The organism is Arthrobacter sp. DNA4, from assembly GCF_024362385.1.
In the GTDB taxonomy this organism is placed as follows: Bacteria; Actinomycetota; Actinomycetes; order Actinomycetales; family Micrococcaceae; genus Arthrobacter.
In genome coordinates this window covers 2,850,270-2,867,895 of the sequence record NZ_CP101466.1, presented here as the reverse complement: position 1 = coordinate 2,867,895, position 17,626 = coordinate 2,850,270, and the positions used below count along the sequence as shown (strand labels likewise).

General features: G+C 68.2%; 16 protein-coding genes. 13 read left to right on the top strand and 3 right to left on the bottom strand.

Annotation, left to right across the window (positions count from 1 at the left end):
• The first annotated feature begins 37 nt into the window (after positions 1 to 37).
• The 6 genes from clpS to rdgB all read left to right on the top strand — a co-directional run bounded on the left by clpS (position 38) and on the right by rdgB (position 4,383).
• Positions 38 to 421: an ATP-dependent Clp protease adapter ClpS gene (gene clpS / locus NMQ03_RS13195; RefSeq protein ID WP_255172570.1), complete on the top strand. Its 384-nt coding sequence runs from the start codon at positions 38 to 40 to the stop codon at positions 419 to 421.
• Positions 414 to 980: a DUF2017 domain-containing protein gene (locus tag NMQ03_RS13190; protein WP_255172569.1), complete on the top strand. Its 567-nt coding sequence runs from the start codon at positions 414 to 416 to the stop codon at positions 978 to 980. The genes clpS and NMQ03_RS13190 overlap by 8 nt, the downstream gene beginning before the upstream one ends.
• 66 nt (positions 981 to 1,046) lie before the next feature.
• Positions 1,047 to 2,117 (top strand): glutamate racemase, encoded by a 1,071-nt coding sequence (murI, locus tag NMQ03_RS13185; RefSeq protein ID WP_255175609.1) that lies wholly within the window; start codon positions 1,047 to 1,049, stop codon positions 2,115 to 2,117.
• Positions 2,114 to 2,911, top strand: a complete 798-nt coding sequence (locus tag NMQ03_RS13180; RefSeq protein WP_159631670.1) for an MBL fold metallo-hydrolase — start codon at positions 2,114 to 2,116, stop codon at positions 2,909 to 2,911. Before murI ends, NMQ03_RS13180 begins: the two co-directional genes overlap by 4 nt.
• 69 nt (positions 2,912 to 2,980) lie before the next feature.
• The gene (rph, locus tag NMQ03_RS13175) at positions 2,981 to 3,739 is read left to right on the top strand and encodes a ribonuclease PH (RefSeq protein ID WP_251046341.1); all 759 of its coding nucleotides are present in this window, start codon (positions 2,981 to 2,983) and stop codon (positions 3,737 to 3,739) included.
• Positions 3,736 to 4,383: an RdgB/HAM1 family non-canonical purine NTP pyrophosphatase gene (gene rdgB / locus NMQ03_RS13170; RefSeq protein ID WP_255172568.1), complete on the top strand. Its 648-nt coding sequence runs from the start codon at positions 3,736 to 3,738 to the stop codon at positions 4,381 to 4,383. Before rph ends, rdgB begins: the two co-directional genes overlap by 4 nt.
• Before the next feature lie 106 nt (positions 4,384 to 4,489).
• Here rdgB and NMQ03_RS13165 read toward each other — a convergent pair whose 3' ends face one another.
• Positions 4,490 to 5,284, bottom strand: a complete 795-nt coding sequence (locus tag NMQ03_RS13165; RefSeq protein ID WP_255175608.1) for a VTT domain-containing protein — start codon at positions 5,282 to 5,284, stop codon at positions 4,490 to 4,492.
• 82 nt (positions 5,285 to 5,366) lie between these two features.
• On the opposite strand from NMQ03_RS13165, the gene NMQ03_RS13160 reads away from it, so the two are divergent.
• Together NMQ03_RS13160 and NMQ03_RS13155 are read left to right on the top strand one after the other, a co-directional pair.
• Positions 5,367 to 6,428, top strand: coding sequence for an exonuclease domain-containing protein (locus tag NMQ03_RS13160; RefSeq protein ID WP_255172567.1), 1,062 nt, complete (start codon positions 5,367 to 5,369; stop codon positions 6,426 to 6,428).
• Positions 6,429 to 6,505: 77 nt separating this feature from the next.
• Positions 6,506 to 6,985, top strand: a complete 480-nt coding sequence (locus tag NMQ03_RS13155) for a DUF4395 domain-containing protein (protein WP_255172566.1) — start codon at positions 6,506 to 6,508, stop codon at positions 6,983 to 6,985.
• Here the strand turns inward: NMQ03_RS13155 and NMQ03_RS13150 are convergent.
• Positions 6,966 to 8,051 (bottom strand): ADP-ribosylglycohydrolase family protein, encoded by a 1,086-nt coding sequence (locus tag NMQ03_RS13150; protein ID WP_255172565.1) that lies wholly within the window; start codon positions 8,049 to 8,051, stop codon positions 6,966 to 6,968. The two genes, NMQ03_RS13155 and NMQ03_RS13150, sit on opposite strands and share 20 nt — an antisense overlap.
• 220 nt (positions 8,052 to 8,271) lie before the next feature.
• Between NMQ03_RS13150 and NMQ03_RS13145 the strand changes: the two genes are divergently transcribed.
• From NMQ03_RS13145 to NMQ03_RS13130, 4 genes are all read left to right on the top strand, one after another.
• Positions 8,272 to 9,201, top strand: a complete 930-nt coding sequence (locus NMQ03_RS13145) for an MIP/aquaporin family protein (RefSeq protein ID WP_255172564.1) — start codon at positions 8,272 to 8,274, stop codon at positions 9,199 to 9,201.
• 57 nt (positions 9,202 to 9,258) lie between these two features.
• A complete protein-coding gene (locus NMQ03_RS13140) occupies positions 9,259 to 10,437 on the top strand; it encodes an exonuclease SbcCD subunit D (protein ID WP_255172563.1) in 1,179 nt (392 codons plus the stop codon).
• Positions 10,434 to 13,520: an AAA family ATPase gene (locus tag NMQ03_RS13135; protein WP_255172562.1), complete on the top strand. Its 3,087-nt coding sequence runs from the start codon at positions 10,434 to 10,436 to the stop codon at positions 13,518 to 13,520. Before NMQ03_RS13140 ends, NMQ03_RS13135 begins: the two co-directional genes overlap by 4 nt.
• Before the next feature lie 104 nt (positions 13,521 to 13,624).
• Positions 13,625 to 14,962 (top strand): MFS transporter, encoded by a 1,338-nt coding sequence (locus NMQ03_RS13130; protein ID WP_369693183.1) that lies wholly within the window; start codon positions 13,625 to 13,627, stop codon positions 14,960 to 14,962.
• A 57-nt stretch (positions 14,963 to 15,019) separates the two neighbouring features.
• Here the strand turns inward: NMQ03_RS13130 and NMQ03_RS13125 are convergent, their stop codons facing one another.
• Positions 15,020 to 15,754: an IclR family transcriptional regulator gene (locus NMQ03_RS13125; protein WP_255172561.1), complete on the bottom strand. Its 735-nt coding sequence runs from the start codon at positions 15,752 to 15,754 to the stop codon at positions 15,020 to 15,022.
• Between the two features lie 252 nt (positions 15,755 to 16,006).
• On the opposite strand from NMQ03_RS13125, the gene NMQ03_RS13120 reads away from it, so the two are divergent.
• Complete coding sequence (locus NMQ03_RS13120) at positions 16,007 to 17,341, top strand: MFS transporter (protein ID WP_255172560.1); 1,335 nt, start codon at positions 16,007 to 16,009, stop codon at positions 17,339 to 17,341.
• Positions 17,342 to 17,626: the final 285 nt, after the last annotated feature.

Genomic DNA, 17,626 nt, shown 5'->3' with positions numbered 1-17,626 from the left:
GAAGTCACTCTAGTGGGCATCCACATAGAATGGACAGATGACCATAAGCGTTGCGCCCGGCCCTGATACACAGGAGGGCATCCGGACCGGCACAGCAGAGTCCACCGACTCCCTGACCGCCCCGGACATCCCCTGGAACCTGGTGATCTGGAACGATCCCGTCAACCTGATGAGCTATGTCAGCTACGTTTTCCAAAGCTACTTTGGCTACGCGGAAAGCAAAGCCAACAAGCTCATGATGGAAGTCCACAAGAAGGGCCGTTCCATCGTTGCTTCGGGCAGCAAGGAACAGGTGGAGCGCCACGCCGTGGCCATGCACGGTTTCGGGCTCTGGGCCACGGTGGAAAAAGCCAGCGGCGGCACGGGCGGCAATTCAGGCAAGTCCGGCGGTCCGGGCCAGGGTAAGGGGAAGCGTGGCTAAGGCATTCAAATACGGGCTCAAAGGCATCACGGGCTACCTGGAACCCGCTGAACGGGACCTGCTCCGCAGCCTCATCGATGACGTCGTGTCCATGCTCCAGCCCGAGGACCGCACAGGGCAGGACCCGCTGGCGGCACTCATCGGCCTGGACATGGACGTGGCCGAACCCACGGACCGTGCCGTCAAGAGGCTGCTGCCCAACGTGGTGAAGGACGACGGCGCCGCGTCCCTTGAGTTCCGCCAGCTCACCGAGCGTTCACTGCGGGAAACAAAGATCGGCGCCCTCCGCGCGGCTGCTTTGGACCTGGACAAGGACGAGATCGTACTGACCCCCGAGGGGGCCCGCCACTGGTCGATGGCGTTGAACGACGTGCGGCTGGTCCTGGCGGAGCGGCTGGACATCCGGGACGAGGCAGACGCCGAGCACGTCCACCGCATGCAGGACTGGTCCCAGGCCGAGGATGTGGAGAGCTACCTGGCGCTGGTGTACAACTTCACCACCTGGCTGCAGGAGTCCCTCGTCCAGGCCATGCTGCAGTCCATGGAACCCCGGCGGTGAGCTCCGGCGGCCCGGGGGAGGCCGTGCGCTGTGACACAGCAGACATGAGTTACCGGACACAAGATGATGGCTGACGCTTCCGGGACCCCCTATCCTCGAATAATCATGACAACAGCCCCGAGCATGGAACCACCGGCAGAAACGCAGCCTGACTCCGGCGAAGGCGCGCTGCCGGCCGCTGCCCCGGAAGCCCGCCCCATCGGCGTCTTCGATTCCGGTGTCGGCGGCCTCACCGTGGCCCGCTCCATCATTGACCAGCTTCCCAACGAGTCCATCCTCTACGTGGGGGACACCGCGCACGGGCCGTACGGGCCGCTCCCCATCGCCGAAGTGCGGGCCAACGCACTGGGTGTGATGGACGAACTGGTGGACTCCGGCGTCAAGCTGCTCACCATCGCCTGCAACTCGGCGTCGGCCGCTGTCCTGCGGGACGCCCGGGAGCGCTACACCGCCAAGTACGGCATCCCCGTCATCGAGGTCATCCAGCCTGCCGTCCGGCGTGCCGTTGCCGCCACCCGCACCGGAAAGGTGGGCGTGATCGGCACGTCCGCAACGGTGGGGTCCCGCGCGTACGAGGACACCTTCGCCGCGGCCCCGGACCTGGACATCACGTCGGTGGCGTGCCCGGAGTTCGTCAGCTACGTGGAGGCCGGAATCACCACGGGCCCGGCGCTGCTCGCCGTCGCGGAGGAATACCTGGCACCGCTGAAGGCCGCCGGGGTGGACACCGTGGTCCTGGGCTGCACCCACTACCCGCTGCTGACGGGCGTCATCTCCTACGTCATGGGCGCCGACGTCACGCTGGTCTCCAGCGCGGAGGAGACCGCCAAGGACGTCTACCGCGCCCTGGCCACCCACAACCTGCAGCGCACCTTGGCGGCTCCGCCCGAGCACCACTTCGTCGCCACCGGTGACGCCGGGCAGTTCGAGGCGCTCGCCCGGCGGTTCCTGGGACCGGAAGTATTGTCAGTCCGGCACGTGGACCATGTAGCCGCGCAGTACCCCACGGGCAGCCTGGCCCGGATAACCCCTGAGATGATTGCAGCCGCCCAAAGCGCGCGCAACCGTCCCCGGATCTCCAACTTCGTGGGCGGCGGTCTTGCCGGGGCGCGCCGCGGCGGAGGGTCCGCCCAGTGAAGCTGACCATCGTGGGATGCACGGGCTCTTTTCCCGGGCCCGGCTCCCCGGCATCGTGCTACCTCCTGACCGCCACCGACGGCGAGCGGACCTGGAAGGTGGTGATGGACCTCGGCAGCGGGGCACTGGGGGCCATCCAGCGCTACACGGACCTGGAGGACATCGACGCGATCTTCCTCACCCACCTGCACCCTGACCACTGCATGGACCTGTGCGGGCTGCACGTTGCCATCCGCTGGAAGCCCGGCGGCTGGGGCCGCGGCCGGATTCCCGTGTGGGGGCCCGCCGCCACGGCAGACCGGATGGCCACCGCCTACGGCCTGCCCCTGGATCCCGGCATGCACGAAGAGTTTGACTTCACCAACTGGACCGAACGCGAACCCGTGACCGTGGGGCCGTTCACCATCACCCCGTTCGCCGTCAACCACCCCATTGAGGAGGCCTATGCCCTCCGGGTGGAAGTGGTGGAGCCCGGCAAGGACGGCAGCCCGGTGTCCCGGGTCCTGACCTATTCCGGGGACACCGATTCCTGCGCAGGGCTCGAGGAAGCCGCCAAGGACGCGGACCTCTTCCTGTGCGAGGCAGCCTTCGAAGAGGGCCGTGATGACGGCATCAACGATGTGCACCTGACGGGCAAGCGGGCCGGGGAGGCCGCAGCGGCAGCGGGCGCGCGTCGGCTCCTGCTGACCCACATCCCGGTGTGGACGTCCCAGACCACCGTGATGGCCGAAGCCCGCCCGGTGTTTCCCGGCGACGTTGCGGTTGCCGTGGCGGGCGTGCACTACACGATCTAGCTGCCCCTGATTCCAGCGCCTGATTCCACAGCGCCTGCCTGCCGCACCGGCACTCGATAAGCTAAAGGCATGACATCTGAAGCAACAGCAGTACCCATTGTGCGCGCCGATGGCCGCGCCCCCGACCAGCTCCGGCCCATCAGCATTACCCGCGGATGGTCCAACCAGGCTGAGGGATCGGCGCTGATCGAATTCGGCAACACCAGGGTCCTGTGCACGGCATCACTGACCGCCGGGGTCCCGCGCTGGCTCAAGGGCGAGGGCCGCGGCTGGGTCACGGCCGAGTACGCCATGCTGCCGCGCGCCACCAACACGCGTTCGGACCGCGAATCCGTCAAGGGAAAGATCGGCGGCCGCACGCACGAGATCTCCCGCCTGATCGGGCGTTCTCTGCGCTCCATCATCGACACCAAGGCACTGGGCGAGAACACCATCGTGCTCGACTGCGACGTCCTGCAGGCCGACGGCGGCACCCGCACGGCAGCCATCACCGGCGCCTACGTTGCCCTGGCCGACGCCATCCGGTTTGCCCGCGACACCAAGCTCATCGCCAGGAATGCCCAGCCGCTCATCGACACCATCGCGGCAGTCTCGGTGGGAATCATCGACGGCGTCCCCATGCTTGACCTGCCCTACGTGGAGGACGTCCGTGCGGAGACCGACATGAACGTGGTGGTCACCGGCTCCGGCAAGTTCGTCGAAGTCCAGGGCACTGCTGAGGGTGCGCCCTTCGACCGGGACGAGCTGAACCAGCTCCTGGACCTCGCGCTGCTGGGCACCGCCCAGCTGGCTGCCATCCAGCGCGAGACCCTCGCGGACACCCTGTGACCGGTGTGGCTCCCCGGCTGGTGCTCGCCACACACAACAAAGGCAAACTCAGCGAACTCCGTGAGCTGCTGCGCGGACAGGTGCCAGGGCTCGACGTCGACACCCAGGTGGTGGACGCCGCTGCGGCGGGTGCGCCGGACGTCGTCGAGACCGGAGTGACGTTCGCCGAGAACTCCCTGCTGAAGGCGCGTGCGGTGGCCGGGGCCACCGGCCTGGTGGCCATCGCCGACGACTCCGGCCTGGCCGTGGACGTCATGGGCGGGGCCCCGGGCATCTTCTCCGCCCGCTGGTCGGGACGGCACGGTGACGATGCCGCCAACCTGGAACTCCTGCTGAACCAGCTGTCCGATGTTCCCGACGAGCACCGCGGTGCCGCGTTTGTGTGCGCCGCCGCCCTGGCCATGCCCGCGGACGCGGAGGGCCCCGGGCGCGAGGTGGTGGAGTACGGGCAGCTGGAGGGCATCCTCCTGCGTGAACCGCGCGGTGCCGGTGGTTTCGGCTACGACCCCGTGCTGCAGCCGACGGGCGAGGAACGCAGCTGCGCCGAGCTGTCCGCCGAGGAGAAGAACGCCATCAGCCACCGCGGCAAGGCCTTCCGGGCGCTGCTGCCGTCCATCGTGGCGGCATTGGAGGCGGCAGGCTAGGACACGAGGCCGGGCCGCGGGAACCCGCCGAACGGAACCAGCAAAAAAGGTGCGCACCCCGGCGGGGTGCGCACCTTTTTGGGTGTGGGGAGCGGGCGGAGGACTGCTACTCCGACCGGCCGCGATGGATGTTCCGGGGAGTCTTCTGCTCCTCTTCCGGTTCGTGTTCTTCGATGTACTCGTCGACGGTGTCGGTGCCGTACGCCTTCGCCTGCCGCCGTGCGGACAGCCCGCGCAGGAGCTCGATGCCGATGGGGACCACCGAGACCAGCACGATGACGATGAAGATAATGTCAAGGTTGTCGCGGACCCACGGGACCTTGTCGCCCAGCAGATAGCCGAGGAGCGTGACGCCGCCGCCCCACAGCACCGCGCCGATGACGTTGTAAATGAAGAACTTTCGCTTGCTCATCTGCGCCACGCCGACGATCACGGGCACGAAAGTACGGATGATGGGCACGAAGCGGGCCAGGATCAGTGCCTTGCCGCCGTGCTTTTCGAAGAATGCGTGGGCGCTCTCGACATTTTCGCGCTTGAACAGTTTGGAGTTGGGCCTGTTGAAGATGGCGGGGCCGGCCTTGGATCCGATCAGGTAGCCGGCCTGGTTGCCAATGATCGCGGACACCACGATCAACGCGGCGAACGCGAAGATGTTGAACTTGGTGGTGCCGGTGGCCACCAGCAGGCCCGCCGTGAACAGCATGGAATCGCCCGGCAGGAAGAAACCGATGAGCAGGCCGGTCTCGGCGAAGATGATGCCGCACACCAGCAGGACCACCCAGGGGGCCAGCGCGGGATCGGCCAGGAAGACCTGGGGGTTCAGCCAATCGGGCAGGAAGGAAGCCATTTTCGGCTGGACCGGTCCCGCACCGCCCACCATGGACACAGCGAGGTCATTCATCACAGGAAAGTTCACCCCTCAAGGGTACTTGACGGGCCTGTGCTCCCCGGGGCCGGGGGTCCGCGGCGGTAAGGTAGGGGCCGTGGGTTTGGACTTTACGGCGATCGACTTCGAAACGGCCAACGGCTTCCGTGGCTCCCCGTGCTCGGTGGGGCTGACCAAGGTGAGGGGAGGCCGGATCGTTGAGGAGGCCTCCTGGCTGATGCGTCCGCCGGCGGGATACGACTCCTTCGACCACAACAACGTCAGGATCCACGGCATCACTGCCGCTGACGTCGCCGGCGCGCCCCGCTTTGGCGACCTGTTCCCCGAAATCGGCGCATTTATCGGCGACGACGTGCTGGCCGCGCACAACGCCGCCTTCGACCTCGGCGTGATCCGCTCGGCGCTGGAAGTCTCCGGCCTCCCCGGCCCCGCCTATGACTACGTCTGCACCGTCATGCTGTCCCGTCGCTGCTACTCGCTGGTGTCCAATTCCCTGCCCTTCGCCGCCGAGGAAGCGGGCGTCCCGCTGGTCAACCACCACGACGCCGCGGAGGATGCCCGTGCCTGCGCCGGCATCCTCGTCGACATCGCCGGCCGCAACGGTGCCAACAGCATCGCCGAACTCTACCTGTCCCTGGGGCTGGCAATGCCGCGGCAGCAGGCCTTCGACCCCGCCACGGACGACCTGTCAAAGCCCAGCCTCGCGGCGCTGGCAGGCAACTCCGGCAACGGGGCCGCCTTGGTCCGCCGGTTCCAGTCCGGCTGGCCGGAGGAAGGACTGAACCCGGAGCCCAACCTGGACGCCGAGCCCGGGCACCCGTTGTACGCCCAGACGGTGGTGTTCACCGGGCAGCTCTCCATCAACCGTCCGGACGCCAAACTGCGGTCGGCCCGGTGCGGGGCGCGGACCGAGAGCCGGGTCACCGCGCGGACCACCGTCCTGGTGGTGGGAGACGGGTTCGTTGCCTCGGACCTTCGCTCGGGCAGGCTCACCGGCAAGGCGCGCCGGGTCCTGGAGCTTCACGACCGGGGGCAGGCCATTGAAGTGCTGTCCGAGGGGGAGTTCCTGCAGATGGTGGGCGGCGGGGATGCCCGGGGGCCGCTCGATGGTCCCGGGGAAGCCTGGGCCGGCGCCCGCGCACCTGCCGTCAACGCCTGATCCCCGGCGGGGCCGCGCACAGTCATCCGGCGCAACAAAGCTTGGCCGCTCCGGCGGGTGGCTCCTACCCTTGCGGGATGGCCTCCCTGTTCACTTTTCCCAACCCCGTCAACGAATACGCCGCCCGCACCACGGCAGCGCTCGTGGTGCTGCTCGCCGTCATCACCGCGGTGGCAAATTCAGGATGGGGGCTGGCGGCCATCGCCGTCGGATTCTGGCTGCGGCTGCTCTTCGGCCCGCGGATTTCGCCCCTGGCCCTGCTGTCGGTCAAGGTGATCACCCCCCGGCTGGGAAAGGTGAAGCTCGTTCCCGGGCCGCCCAAACGCTTCGCCCAGGGCATCGGTGCGGCAGTATCCACCGCCGCCCTGCTCCTTTTCGCCGCCGGTGCGGCACCGGCAGCCTGGACGCTCCTGGGCGTCCTGGTGGTTGCTGCCTCGCTCGAGGCCTTCGCCGGGTTCTGCCTGGGATGCACCATCTTCGGGTTTCTCCAGCGACGCGGAGTGATCCCGGAGGACGTCTGCGAAGCCTGCAATAACCTCAGTCTTCGCCGGTCGTAACCTTCACCAGCTGATCGGCCATGCCGCGGATCACCTCCGGCGCTTCCAGGGATTCAAGCCACTGCGCGGGGAGGCAGTCCTCACCGTACAAGGCTCCCAGGATGTTTCCTGCCAGCGAACCCGCGGTATCGCTGGGGCCGCTGTGGTTCACGGCAACGGCCATGGCACGACGGAAATGGTCAACGGGCTGTGTGTCCGCCCCGTCGGCCGGGGCAGCGGCCATGACGGCATAAAGCGCGACGGCGAGTGCTTCCTCCGCTGTCCGGCCCCCGCCCAGCACCTGGAGCAGTTCTTCGGGGCCGACGAGCGCCTTGTCCGCGAGCCCGAGGGCGGCCTCAAGGCGCTCCGGCAGCTCCGGGGCAACGTCCACAAGGGCGCCGGCGTGCGCCGTAACCCCGGCGGCGGCGTCCCGCAGGCCCTCGCCGGACACCAGCCGGTGGATCAGGAGGCTGAAGATGCCCGCACTCTGCCGGGCTGAAGGATGCCCGTGCGTCAGGGCGGCGGCGTCGGCACTTAGCTTATAGACGGCGTCGGGCGTGATGTGCGGCACCAGCCCAAACGGTGCCGAACGCATCACCGTGCCGGCGCCCCTGGCTCCGGGGTTCACCGGGCGGATGATGGTTCCCATCTCACCGGTGGCAAGCCCGGAAATGCAGTCTTCCTCGGGACGCCTGCGCTGCCGGAGCACCTCGTTGCCGTCGATCCAGCGGGGCTGGGGTGCCGGGGCGGACGGCCCGGCCTCCTCACCCTGGGTGGCCAGCCAGCGCAGGTAGGCCAGCCAAAGACAGGCGTTCACGTCCGCGCCCACGCCGGAGTTGGCCCACTCCAGTGCCTCCACCAGCCCATCCACCGTGTACAGGGTCAGCTGGGTGTCGTCGGAAAAATGGCACGGGCCCTGCAGGTCCTCAAAGCCAGCCAGGCCCTGCGCCCCGAAGCGCTGTCGGATCGCAGCGATGGAATCGGATTCCACGGCGTAGCCCAGGGCGTCGCCCAGCGCCCCGCCCAGCAGGGAGCCGTGGATTCGGGACTTGAGGGTGGGCGCGGGGGTGCCGTGGTCGAAGTTCATGGAGTAAATTTACCGTCCGCAGCCCGGAGGCCCGTGCTGCATACCGTGGTCGAGCAACCCCGCGGACAGCTGCCGTCCAGCAAACGCACAGCCGGGGCTGGCATACTGCTCGGGTTGCCCGGCGCCACCATCGACGGAAGCGGCACATTCCTGGACGGCCGCGGCGCCCGGGCCACCCAGGCAGCCCGAACCCCAGACCCCCACAAGCAAAGGTCCCATCATGAGCACCCCTGTCCCAGCCCGCGACGCACTGCAGCCCGGCACGGCTGCCGCGCCCACCGGCCTGCTGCCCCGCCTGGCGGCCGAGGCCTTTGGCAGCCTTTTCCTGGCGGTGGTAAGCCTGGGCGTGCCCCTGTTCAGCATTCCGCAGTCCAGCCCGGTCCCCTCCGCCCTGGCTGCCGGCCTGGCCGTTACCGCCGCCATGCTGGCCTTCGGTCATATCTCCGGCGGCCACTTCAACCCCGCCATCACCCTGGGGCACCTCCTGGCCGGGCGGATTCGGGCCGGGGCGGCAGCCGCCTATGCTGCCGCGCAGCTCGTCGGGGCCCTGGTGGGCGCCCTTGCCCTGTTCGGCATCCTGCGCACGCTGCCCAGCATCCCCGACAGCCGCACCGCCTTCGATACCGTGGCCGCGGGCTTCGGTGAGCACTCAATCATCCAGGCCCCCCTCGCGGCCGTTGTCCTCCTGGAGCTGCTGGGTGCCGCCATCATCGTGGCTGTCTTCCTGGGAGCCGCGGGCCGTGAAGGAGGCGTCCGCACGGTGGCGCCCGTCGCCGTCGGCCTGTCGTTTGCCGCCCTGCTGCAGGTGGGCCAGTCGGTGGGAAACCTGCCGTTCAACCCGGCCCGCGCCGTTGCCTCCGCCATCTTCAGCTCCGGCTGGGCCGTGGAGCAGCTGTGGGTCTTCCTGGTGGCTCCGCTGACCGGCGCTGCCATCGCGGGGCTGGTGTTCCGGATCGGCGAGGTGACCGGTTCCCCTGCGCCCGTTGCCGACGTGGAGACTGCCGGGGATGACACCGGCGTTGACGATGACGCCGGTGATGACGCCGACGTTGCTGCCGTGAGTGAGCCTGCCCCTGCGGAGGCTGCCCGCCAGGAGAAAGCCCGCGGTGTCAGCGAGGCGCAGGAGTTCTTTGACGGCAAAAGGTCCTGAGCGCTGTTTGCCGCGGCGTTTTTCTGCACTGTCAGTGGCTGCCGATAGCTTAGGAACATGCGGTTACTTCACACCTCGGACTGGCACCTGGGCCGTTCCTTCCACGGCGTCGGAATGCTGGATGCCCAGCGGGCCTTCGTTGACCAGTTGGTGGCGGCGGTTGAGCGGGACAGCGTCGACGTCGTCCTGATCGCCGGCGACGTCTATGACCGGGCGCTCCCGGGCGTGGACGTGGTCCACCTTCTTGACGACGCCCTGGTCCGGCTCACTGCCGCAGGCGCAAAGGTGGTCCTCACCAGCGGCAACCACGACTCCGCCATCCGCCTGGGGTTCGCATCCCGCCTGCTGGAACGCGGGGGAGTGCACCTGCGCACCAGGGTGGAGGACCTGGACCAGCCGCTGCTGCTGCCGCTGGGAACTGATGCGGCCGGGAAGGACGCCACGCTGGCGCTCTACGGCATTCCGTGGCTTGAGCCAAGGATGGTGGCCGAACAGCTGGGGGTGGAAACGGCCAGCCATTTCGAGGTCACCCGCGCCGCAACCGAACTGATCCGGGAGGACATCGCCCGGCGCGCCGCTTCGGCCACGGTCCACTCGGTGGTCCTGGCCCATACCTTCGCCAGCGGAGGCATCAGTTCGGACAGCGAGCGGGACCTCAGCATCGGCGGTGTGGGAGCTGTTCCTTTGGACCTCTTCGACGGTTTCAGCTACACCGCGCTGGGCCACCTGCATGACCGGCAGAAGCTGTCCGGTTCCGTCAGGTATTCGGGGTCGCCGCTGGCCTATTCCTTTTCGGAGTCCACGCACCAGAAGGGTGCCTGGCTGGTGGAGATCGGCCCGGAGGGCGTCGCGTCGGTCGCGGAAGTCCTCTGGGAGGCCCCGCGTTCGCTGGCCGTTCTCCGGGGACCGCTGGAGGATCTCCTGGGGGATCCGGCCTATGCCTGGGCTGAAACCGCCTATTGCCAGGTCACCCTTACCGATTCCCAGCGCCCCACCCGTGCCATGGAACGGCTCCGCGCCAGGTTCCCTGACACGCTGGTCCTTGCCTTTGATCCCCAGGGCGTCACTGCCGCCACGGAGGCCAGCTACAGCAGCAGGCTCGCAGGCGCCCCGGACGACCTCGCCGTCTGCTGCGGGTTCCTGGACCACGTGCGGGGAAGGAGCGCTGACCCGGTGGAAAGGACCGCGCTCGCGGCCGCGCTGGAAAACCTCAGGCTCCTGGAGGTGTCGCGGTGAGGATCCACCATCTGCGCATTTCGGCGTTCGGGCCCTTTGCCGGCACCGAAGACATCGACTTTGACCGGCTCAGCGCACACGGCCTGTTCCTGCTGAACGGGCCCACCGGCGCCGGCAAGACAAGCGTGCTGGATGCCATCTGCTTTGCGCTCTACGGCTCCGTTCCGGGGGCACGGCAGGACGGCAAGCGGCTGCGCAGCGACCATGCGGAGCCCGGGCAGGAACCCGCCGTCACCTGTGAATTTTCCGCGCAGGGCCGCCGCTTCGAAGTCACCCGGTCCCCGGCATGGGAGAAGCCCAGCGCCCGTGGGAAGAACGGCTTCACTCTCCAGCAGGCCAAGACGCTCCTCCGCGAACGGGTGGGCGGGGCCTGGGTGGAGAAGTCTGCCCGCAATGATGAAGCGGGCGCGGAGATCATGGCGTTATTGGGCATGGACCGCGAACAGTTCACCCGGGTGGTGATGCTGCCGCAGGGTGATTTCGCTGCCTTCCTCCGCTCCAAGGCTGCTGACCGGCTGGACCTGCTGCAGAAGCTTTTCGGTACCCAGAGGTTTGAAGCCCTGGAACAGGAACTCTCCCGGCAGGCCGCCGCCGCGCGGGAGGACGTGGCCGTGCTGTCCGGCCAACTCGGCATCCTCGCCTCGCGTGCCGAAACCGAGGCCGGCCCGCTCCAGCTTCCGGAAGAGGAGGCGCCGCCGGCGGACGACATCCCCCGCCGCCTTGACTGGCTGCAGGCTTCTGCTGCCGTGCGCCTGGCGCAACTCACGGAGCAGGCCGCCGCCGCTGAGGTTGTGAACCAGGCCCGCCGCACAGAGGCTGAGCAGGAGGCTGCCCGCCATGAACGGCACCGCAAGCTCGAAGCCGCGGCAGCACGGCAAAAGGCCGTCGAGGCAGGGGCCGCGCAACAGGAACAAACTACCGCCCGGCTTGGGCGGCACCGCCAGGCGGAGGTTCTTCACGGGCAACTGCAGGCTGTGGACGCTGCATCCGCCAAAGTCCGCGCCGCCGCCGCGGCCGCCGAATCAGCCATGACGTTGCTGCGCATGGCTGCCGGGGACGGCGGCGAACTGGCCCAGCTCGGCAGTGGACCGGCAGAGAGTGCCGGTGCCAGCCCCGGAACCGCAAAAGACGCCTGGGGGAGCATGCCGGGGGCTCCGGAGGAACTGGGCCGCCTGCGTTCGCTGCTGGCCGTCGTCGAGGCACGGCTGCCTGACGAGGACAGGCTCCAGGAGCTGCGGAAGCGGCACCATGTCCTCACCGGTAAGCTGGGTGAGCTGGAGCTCGCCGTGGAGACGCTGGGCCGGCGCACCGGGCGCCTGGTGGCTGAACGCGAACAGCTGGCCGACGGCATGGACCAGCTGGAGGCCCGGTCGGTGGAAGCTGCGCTGCGGCGCAAGGAGGCTGGTGCTGCGGCAGAGCTGCTGGACGTCGTCCGGCGGTACGGGACAGCCATCGAACGCAGGGACCGGGTCAAGAGCCGCCACGCCGACTCGCGGGAGAACCTCCTCGAGGCGAAACGCCGCTGGCTGGACCTGCGGGAGGAACGGCTGGCCAACGCTGCATCGGAACTGGCAGCAGGGCTGGTTGCCGGGGAACCCTGCCCCGTCTGCGGAAGCGGACATCATCCCGGCCCGGCGGATGCGGGCACCGGAGGCCCGGCCCTGGCCCAGGACGAGGAACGGGCCCACGGAGTTTACGAAGCCGCCGAAGCAGCCCACGCCCTGGTTGCCGCTGACCTTGCCGAGGCCGAGCAGGCGGTGGCGGTCCTCGCCGGTCAAGGCGGGACTACGCCCGTGCAGGAGGCCCGCTCCGGCGCGGAGGATGCCCTTGCTGCGGCTGCGGATGCCGAGCAGGCTGCGGAGGAACTGCAGGACAGGCGGCAGCGGCTGGAGGCCCTGGACGCCGGCCTTACCCAGGCGCGGGCCACGCTGTCCGAAACGGAAGTGGAGTTGTCCCGGACGGCAGCGTCCCTTGCCGACCTGGCCGAACAGGTTGCGTCGCTGGACACGGCGCTTGCCGGCCTCCGGGGCGGCCACCGCAGCCTGGAACGCCGGCTGCGGGCACTTGAGGAGGCCGTGGCGGTACTGGACAAAGCCGTCGAAGCGCAGGCACGCCTCGATGGTGCCCGGCTGCAGGCCGCCGAAGCGCAGGAACACCTGGAACGGGCCCTGCCAGGTGCCGGCTTCGCAAGTGCCGACGATGCCCGCAGCCAGCTCCTCGGGACCGCTGAACTGGCAGCCCTCGAGTCCGCCATCCGTGCAGCCCAGGACGAGGCAGCCCGCGTGGCAGGGCTGTTTGAGTCGGAGGACATTGTGCTCGCCCTGGACGAAGCCGCCGACGGCTTCACAGCGGATGAGGAGCGGCTGGCAGCGTTGCGCCTGGATGCGGCGACAGCCCGTAATCAGGCGCGGGAAGCCGATCTGGCTGCCGGCCTGGCCGCCCGCTGCCTGGCGTCGTTGAAGTCCATCGCCGCTGAATATGATGCGCTGGCCGGCTCCTCACGCGAGCCGGCGGAGCGGGCGCAGATGCTTGCCGGGTTGGCCGACGCCGCCGCCGGCCGGGGCGAGAACACCTACCGGATGAGCCTGACCAGCTACGTCCTGGCCGCGCGGCTGGAACAGGTGGCCCTCGCGGCTTCCGAACGCCTGGTCGCCATGAGCGACGGCCGCTACCTTCTCCAGCACACCGACGCCAAGGCGGCCCGCGGAGCAAAGTCAGGGCTGGGCCTGGAAGTAGTGGACCAGTGGACGGGATTCCGCCGGGACACCTCCACGCTGTCCGGAGGCGAGTCCTTCATGGCCTCCCTCTCGCTGGCCCTGGGCCTTGCAGACGTTGTCCAGCAGGAATCCGGAGGCGTGGAAATCGAAACCCTGTTCGTTGACGAGGGCTTCGGCAGCCTGGACGACCAGTCCCTGGAGCAGGTCATGGATGCCCTCGAAGGACTCCGCGACGGCGGGAGGGTCGTGGGACTGGTCAGCCACGTGGCCGAAATGAAACAGCGGATCGGCACCCAGCTGCAGGTGGTCAAGAACCGGAACGGCTCAACGCTGCGGATCTCCGAAAGCCTGGACGCCCTCCTCTGACTACCTCTGACCAACCCCTGACGGGGGCCGATATACTTGTCCGTGTTACCGGGTTGCGCGCATCGGGAGGAGGGACGATGCGCACGTACTGAACGAGCCCTGACGTGGCACCACAAACCACCCCCTCATCCACCGGCACCGCCCCTGCCCAGGCGTCTCCATCCCGGGAAACCCTTGACCCGGACATGACGGACGCGGCAGCGGGGGACGCTTTTCCCGCCTTCCCCAACTGGTACCGGGGTTTCATTCCCCTTGGCCTCTTTGCGCGGCTTCCCCTGGCCATGTTGGCCATGGGCACGCTCACCCTGGTCACATCCGTCAGCGGCTCCTTTGCCGCCGGTGGAACGGCAGCAGGAGCAGTGGGCATCGGCTCCGCGTTGGGGGCTCCCGGACTGGGATCCCTTGCGGACAGGCGGGGACAGCTGCCGGTCCTGTTGCTGGCGGCCGTACTCAATACAGTGGCCGTGCTGGCCCTGGTCCTCGCAGCCCATACCGCTGGGGCCTCGGGCGGTTTCCTGCCCGCTGTCCTCGCGGCTGCCTTCGCGACCGGCGCCACCTGCCCACAGGTGGGGCCCCTGGCCCGGGTCAGGTGGATGTCGCTCACGGCCGATGCCGGAGGTCCAACGGCACCATCCGGTGGGGCCGCCCGGGACCTGGACACAGCGCTTTCGTACGAGAGTACGGCCGACGAGGTGACCTTTGTCCTGGGACCGGCCCTGGTGGGGATCCTGGCCAGCCTTGTGGCGCCGTGGCTTCCGCTGGTCCTGGCAGCGGCCATGACCATCATTTTGGTGCCTCTCTTCGCCGTTCATCCCACCCACCGGGCCGTCCCCGCCAGCCGGCCTGCGGCACGCGGGACCCGCAAGGGTGCTGCGCAGGGCACCAAGCTGCCGTGGACTGTCTCCCTGCCCGTCCTCGCCATGGCCTGCATGGGCACCTTCTTCGGTTCCACCCAGGCCGCACTGAGTGCCTTCTCTGCCGGGCTTGCCGGCGCGGAAATCGCCGGGCTGCTGTACGCCGTCATGGGCCTCAGTTCGGCCGCCGCGGCACTCTCAGTTGCCTACTGGCCGCGCCGTGCGGGACTGGGATTGCGCTGGGTGTCCTGCGCAGTCCTGATGGCAGGGCTCGCGGTCCTGCTGCTGGTACCGTCATCGCTGCCCATGATGGCGGCCGTCCTGCTGGTCCTGGGCCTCCCCGTGGGTCCCGTCATGGTCACCGTGTTCGCCGTAAGCGGGAAAGTGGCACCCGCCGGCAGGCTCGGTACCGTGATGACAGCGCTGGCCAGCGGCATTGTCGCCGGTACAGCCATCGGGTCCTCTGTTGGGGGACAGCTGGCCCAGCTCCACGGGGCCGCGGCCGCGTTCCTCGTCCCGGTCTGCGCGGCGGCGGCGCTGGCTGTGCTCGGCGCGGGAACCGCCGTCGTCCTCCGCCGCAGGGCCTGACGCGGCACGTTCCTGCGGGCGGCACCGGTCCGTTGCGGCGTTGTTCTGGCAGGGCCGTTACGCCAGCTGGCGCTCGATCCTTGCCGCGCTCTCCGCGATGGCAGCCCCCACGGCATCCGGATCATGGGCGGAACGGATATAGACCACTGCAAGTGCGGCCGGACGCCCACCCGGCACCCGGACCGGTGCTGCCAGCGATGAGACCCCGGCGATCACCTCGTCGTGGCTGGCCGAGTAACCCTTCCGCCGCGCCTCCGCCGCCTCCGGGCGATAGGGCATTCCGGTTGCCAACCGGTCCCATTCCTCCTCCGAGAGGGCGGACTGGATGGCGATCCCGGGGGCACCGGCGTTGATGGGGTGGCGTGTGCCCGGGTGCTGGGCAACAGTTGCGCCGGAATGCCTCGGCTCGACCGTGACGAGCGTAATGCAGTCGTGGTGGTCCCACACCGCCACGAATGCAGTCATGTCCAGCGAGTTCGCCAGCTGGGTAAGCTCGGGTAACGCGGCGCTCTGCAGGTTGCGGGACACGCCGCGTGCCAGGACCGCCAGGCCGGGTCCGGGCTGGACCCGTCCGGCATCATCGCGTACCAGGAGCGAATGGTCTTCGAGGGTGCGCAGGATCCGGTAAGCCACCGACCGGTGAACACCCATGGCATCGGCAAGCTCTGCGATGGTCAGCGGGCCGGGCGCGGCTGCCAGGATTTCGAGGGCGCGGATGCCGCGCGAGAGGGTCTGGGACGGCGAAGCCTGTGCCGCCGCTCCCTTCCCGGCTGCGGCTGCTGGAGGAGTCATGATGTCCATCCTAGGTTGGCGGGCCTGGAGTGCTGTGACTCTTGTCCCGACCACTCACTGCCGGTAATGTCCTCTATACGAACTTGCAGTTCAAATATAGAACTTTGTTTCGGTCGCCGTTCACCGCAAATATTGACCATTCCGTGTTCCGTATCACACTTTCCGTAGTACCCTACTAACTAACTGACCGTTCTGTCGGTAATTCTGAAGGCGTACGGGCGGCGCTGCTGCCCAATAAACAATGGAGTTTCAATGACCACACCTTCCAAGGTGGATACGCTCGCCGGTCCCAGCAGCCGGCGGGAGGAGCGCAAGGTCCTCGTAAGCACCCTCGTCGGCACCACGATCGAGTGGTACGACTTCTTCATCTTTGCCCAGCTGACCGCAACGCTGCTGTCACCGCTGTTCCTGGCACCGCTGAACGAGTCCAACCCGGGCCTGGCGCAGATCCTTTCCTTTGCCCTCATCGGCATCAGCTTCCTGTTCCGCCCCCTTGGTGCAGTTGTCGCCGGGCACCTGGGTGACCGCCTGGGCCGGAAGGCAATGCTGGTCTTCACCCTCGTGATGATGGGTGCGGCCACCGCCCTCATCGGCATGCTGCCCACCTACGCGCAGATTGGCGCCTGGGCCCCGGTGCTGCTGATCCTGCTGCGGGTTATCCAGGGCTTCTCAGCCGGCGGTGAATGGGGCGGAGCCGCCCTCATGGCCGTCGAGCATGCGCCGGTCAACCGGCGCGGGATCTTCGGTGCCTACCCACAGATCGGCGTGCCCGTGGGCATGATCCTCGCTACCGGCCTGCTGTTCTTCCTCAACACCAGCATGTCCAAGGAAGACTTCGCTGCCTGGGGCTGGCGTGTGCCGTTCCTGCTCTCCATCGTCCTGATCGTGGTGGGCTACCTCATCCGCCGCGCCGTCGCCGAGAGCCCGGTGTTCCAGGAGATGGCCCTGCGGAAGAAGGAAAGCAAAGCACCGCTGGGTGAGCTGGTCCGGAACCACAAGCTGCCCGTGCTGTACTCCACCCTGATCTTCATCGGCAACAATGCAGCGGGCTACCTGCTGATTGCGTTCTTCATCTCCTATGCCACCAAGACCCTGAAGATGCCCACGCCGCAGATCCTCCTGGCCACCACACTGGCGTCCTTCGGCTGGCTGATCTTCACCCTGGTGGGCGGATGGCTGTCCGACCGAATCGGCCGCGTCAAGACCTTCCTGATCGGCTACGCCATTGTCTTTGCCTGGATGATCCCCATGTTTGCCTTGATCGACACCAAGGACATCGTGCTTTACGGCGTCGCCCTGTTCGTCCTGACGATCGGCCTGGGCCTGTCCTACGGACCCATGTCCGCCATGTACGCAGAGATGTTCCCCGCGAATGTCCGGTACTCCGGCATCTCCATCGGGTACGCCTTCGGCGCCATCCTGGGCGGCGCCTTCGCAGCAACCATCGCGGAGGCCCTGCTGCAGTCCACCAAATGGACCGGTTCGATCGGCATCTACATCATGGCCCTCTGCGTCATTTCCGCCGTCGGCGTGGTGCTGGCCAAGGAGACCAAGGGCCGCCCGCTCGGCGTCAGCAGCCACCACTGATCCCACCGGCCCTCCTAACACCGTCCCCCTGACCCCGCCGCTACGGTCAGGGGTCCGGACGGCGGGGGTTTCCATCCGCTGCACCGTGGCCTCCAACCGGGGCGCGGAACCGCAACACCAGCAGCCCGGACCGCCAAGTCCGGGCTGCTGGTGCGTGCGGGGCAGTTCTGCCCATCGCCGGGATTGACCGCCCCCGGTAGCGTTGGCCGGGGGGCGAAAGCTGGGTGCCAACCGTGGGGGCAGGATCAACATTTGGGGGCACGGTGGCCGGAGAAGCCAACAGTT